The sequence below is a fragment of the Nocardioides sp. genome, from assembly GCF_035429765.1.
GTDB lineage: Bacteria > Actinomycetota > Actinomycetes > Propionibacteriales > Nocardioidaceae > Nocardioides.
The window spans coordinates 1-3,252 of the sequence record NZ_DAOMFK010000269.1 but is presented as its reverse complement, the minus strand read 5'-3'; the positions used below and the strand labels follow the sequence as shown (position 1 = coordinate 3,252).

Here is a 3,252-nt window from a genome sequence, read left to right as displayed (position 1 = left end):
AAACAGCGACGGGTCAGCGGCGGACGGCGGACGCCAGCGCACCGGCGAGGTCGCCGCGGGGCTCCACGACCACGTCGGCCAGGCCGAGCCAGTCGGCCAGGCTGCGCAGCTCGTCGGCCAGCTCCTCGGCAACCTCCTCGGGGGCGTGGGGCTCGGCGAAGGCCGAGCGCACCAGCAGCAGCCGGGCCGCCCGGTCGGCCTTGAGGTCCACGCGGGCCACGATCTGGTCCCCCAGCAGGAACGGCAGCACGTAGTAGCCGTGCACCCGCTGGTGCGCCGGCACGTAGATCTCGATGCGGTAGCGGAAGTCGAAGAGCGCCTCGGTCCGCGCGCGCTCCCACACCACCGGGTCGAACGGGCTCAGCAGCGCCCGCGCCCCGACCCGGCGCGGCAGCCGCGCGTCGCGCTGGAGGAACACCGGGCGGTGCCAGCCCTCGACGGACGCCGGCACCAGCTCACCCGCCTCGACCAGGGTCGCCACCGCCGGACGTACGTCGGCCACCGGCATCCGGAAGTAGTCGGCGAGGCACTGCACGCTGGCCACGCCGTAGGACGCGGCCGCCCGGCGCACCAGCTCGACGGCCGCGTCCTCGCGGCTCGGCGTGGCGGCGGCCAGGACCTCCGGCGGCAGCACCCTCTCCGGCAGGTCGTAGACGACCTCGAACTGCGGGTTGCGGCCGGCCACGGCCAGGTCGCCCACCATGAACAGGAAGTCGAGCACGCGTCGGGCGTCCGACCAGTTCCAGCCCCAGTGCTCCTTGGACCGCGGGCCGCTGAACTCCCCGTCGAGGACGCGCGCGGTGGTCGGGCCGCGATCGCGCACCGCTGCCAGCACCGACCGCTCCAGGCCAGGGTCGGCCTCGAGCACACCCCACTTGCCGCGCCGAGTGCGGTAGTGCTCCATGCGGTGCTGCATCACCGGCCACAGGTCCACGGGCATGAACGCCTGGACGTGCGCCCAGTACTCCACGATCCGGCGGGGCCGGCGCTCGGCGGCACGCCGCAGGAGCTCGGTGTCGTAGGGCCCCATCCGGGAGAACAGCGGCATGTAGTGGGCCCGCTGCAAGACGTTGACCGAGTCCACCTGCAGCAGGCCGGTGCGCGCCAGCGTGCGCGAGAACGTGCGCATCGTGGGGACGGCGTGCCGGGGGTCCCTGAACCCCTGGGCCGCGAGCGTGATCCGCCGGGCCTGGGCCCGGGACAGCGCCTGGCTCAGGGGATGTCCAGCAGCTTCTCGCGCACGGCGTACATCACGGCCTCCATGCGCGAGTGCAGCTGGAGCTTCTCCAGGATGTTGCGCACGTGGTTCTTCACCGTGTTCTCGCTGATGAACAGCTGTCGGGCGATCTCGCGGTTGTTCAGCCCCTTGGCGACCAGCCTCAGCACCTCGAGCTCCCGCTCGGTCAGCCGCAGCCCCGGTACGTGCTCACGGTCGGGCTTGGACATCTGCTTGAACTCGTCGATCAGCTTGACCGCCATCGACGGGCTGATCAGGGACTGCCCGTCGGCCACGACGCGCACCGCCTGCGCCACCTCCTCGATCGAGGAGTCCTTGAGCAGGTAGCCGGAGGCACCGCTCTTGACGGCCTCGTAGAGGTCGGCCTCCTCGTCGGAGACGGTGAGCATCACGATCTTCGCCGACGGCACCGCCTCCTTGATGGCCAGGCATGCCTCGATGCCCGTGCGCTTGGGCATGCGTACGTCGAGCAGCACCACGTCGGGCGCGGTACTGACCGCCAGCTGGGTGCCCTCGACGCCGTCGCCGGCCTCCCCGACGACCTCGATGCCGGGCTCCTCCCCGAGCAGCATGGTGACACCGCGGCGGAAGAGCTCCTGGTCGTCGACCACGAGCACCCTGATCGGCTCGGCCTCCGGTGTTGGCAGGTTCACGCAGGCATCATGGCACGTGCCAGCGGCCAGCGCTCAGACATCGCCTCCCAGGTCGAGGGAGATCACGCCGTAGTCGTACCCGCGGCGGCGGTAGACCACCGACGGGCGCTCGGACTCCTTGTCCACGAAGAGGTAGAAGTCGTGGCCGACCAGCTCCATCTCGTACAGCGCCTGGTCCAGGGTCATCGGCCCGGCCCGGTGCGTCTTCTCGCGCACCACCAGCGGTCCCTCACCGGTCACCGTGAGCGGCCCGACCTGGTGCTCCAGGTCGAGGCGCTCCTCCTCGTCCCCGGCGGCCGGCCCGACGAGCCCGGCGAGCCCGGGCTGCCCGGCGGCCCCCCGCGCCTGGCGGCTGCGCACCCGGCGGTTGGCGGCGCGTCGCATCTGCGCGGCCATCTTGTCCACTGCGAGGTCCAGGGCCCCCATCTTGTCAGCGGCCGCCGCCTCGGCCCGGATCACCGGGCCCCGGGAGAAGGCGGTGAGCTCCACGCGCACCGCGCGGTCGTGCTGGCGGGGGTTGCGCTCGCGCTCCACCTCGACGTCCACCCGCATGATCCGGTGGTCGTGCTTCTCCAGCCGCGACAGCTTCTCCGCAACGTGGCTGCGGAACCGGTCCGACACCTCGCAGTGCCGACCTGTGACCAGGACCTCCATGTGAACCTCCCGTGTGTCGCCGACAGTGGGTTGGACGCAAGGCGCGAGCCTTCGCCGTGGGTGGAGTCCGCCCGGCCGACCTGGTCTTCGTCCCCACAGTCGCCTGCTGAGGCGTTCGCAGCTTCTCCGCCACTACTGGCCTTCTCCCCTCCGTCGCCGGATCTGCCGGCGGGGACGGGGCAGGACTTACTTCTAAGCCGCACCGTGATCGACCCTCCGGGGCTGACCGCCGCCGGGCGGGTCTTACGTGGGCCGTTTCGCCTGCGACTGGCATCGGCTTGCCGCCCGGACCGACCGCCACTGTCGGCGCGGCCTACCCGGGTGACGCAACCACGGACCCGGACGGACTCCATACCACGACGCTAGTCCGTCCTCGGCCGGGACGAAAGCGGTACCCCTGAAGATCCCCTGTGAGCGGCTGGTGGCACCCGGCGGGCGGTGGCGGCCACCGTGGCCACCGCGAGGACCACGACGCCCACGGCCTCCAGCGCGCGCTGGGCCTCCCGCGCGGTGGCCCCGGTGGTGAGCACGTCGTCGCACACGACGACCTGGACCCGCTCCCGCCAGCGCGCGAGCCGGCGCAGCCCGTCGTCCGGGCACCACATCGAGCCGGCGAGGTTGGCCGCCCGCTCCGCCGCGGTCAACCCCGCTTGGTCGAGGACGGCGCCTCGCGAGCGCAGCAGGGGCCCGAGCCTGGCGTCGTACCCG

Annotated in this window: 4 protein-coding genes; all 4 read right to left on the bottom strand. The window is 72.4% G+C overall.

The window, feature by feature from the left end; translation table 11 throughout:
* Positions 1–13 precede the first annotated feature (13 nt).
* The gene (locus PLP61_RS15950; RefSeq protein ID WP_324503747.1) at positions 14–1,129 is read right to left on the bottom strand and encodes a winged helix-turn-helix domain-containing protein; all 1,116 of its coding nucleotides are present in this window, start codon (positions 1,127–1,129) and stop codon (positions 14–16) included.
* An 83-nt stretch (positions 1,130–1,212) separates the two neighbouring features.
* On the bottom strand, positions 1,213–1,890 hold the full coding sequence (locus tag PLP61_RS15945; RefSeq protein ID WP_324503745.1) for a response regulator: 678 nt from the start codon (positions 1,888–1,890) through the stop codon (positions 1,213–1,215).
* 33 nt (positions 1,891–1,923) lie between these two features.
* The gene (hpf, locus tag PLP61_RS15940; protein ID WP_324503744.1) at positions 1,924–2,544 is read right to left on the bottom strand and encodes a ribosome hibernation-promoting factor, HPF/YfiA family; all 621 of its coding nucleotides are present in this window, start codon (positions 2,542–2,544) and stop codon (positions 1,924–1,926) included.
* 362 nt (positions 2,545–2,906) lie between these two features.
* The coding region (locus PLP61_RS15935; protein ID WP_502889092.1) for a ComF family protein at positions 2,907–3,252 on the bottom strand (346 nt) is incomplete at its 5' end.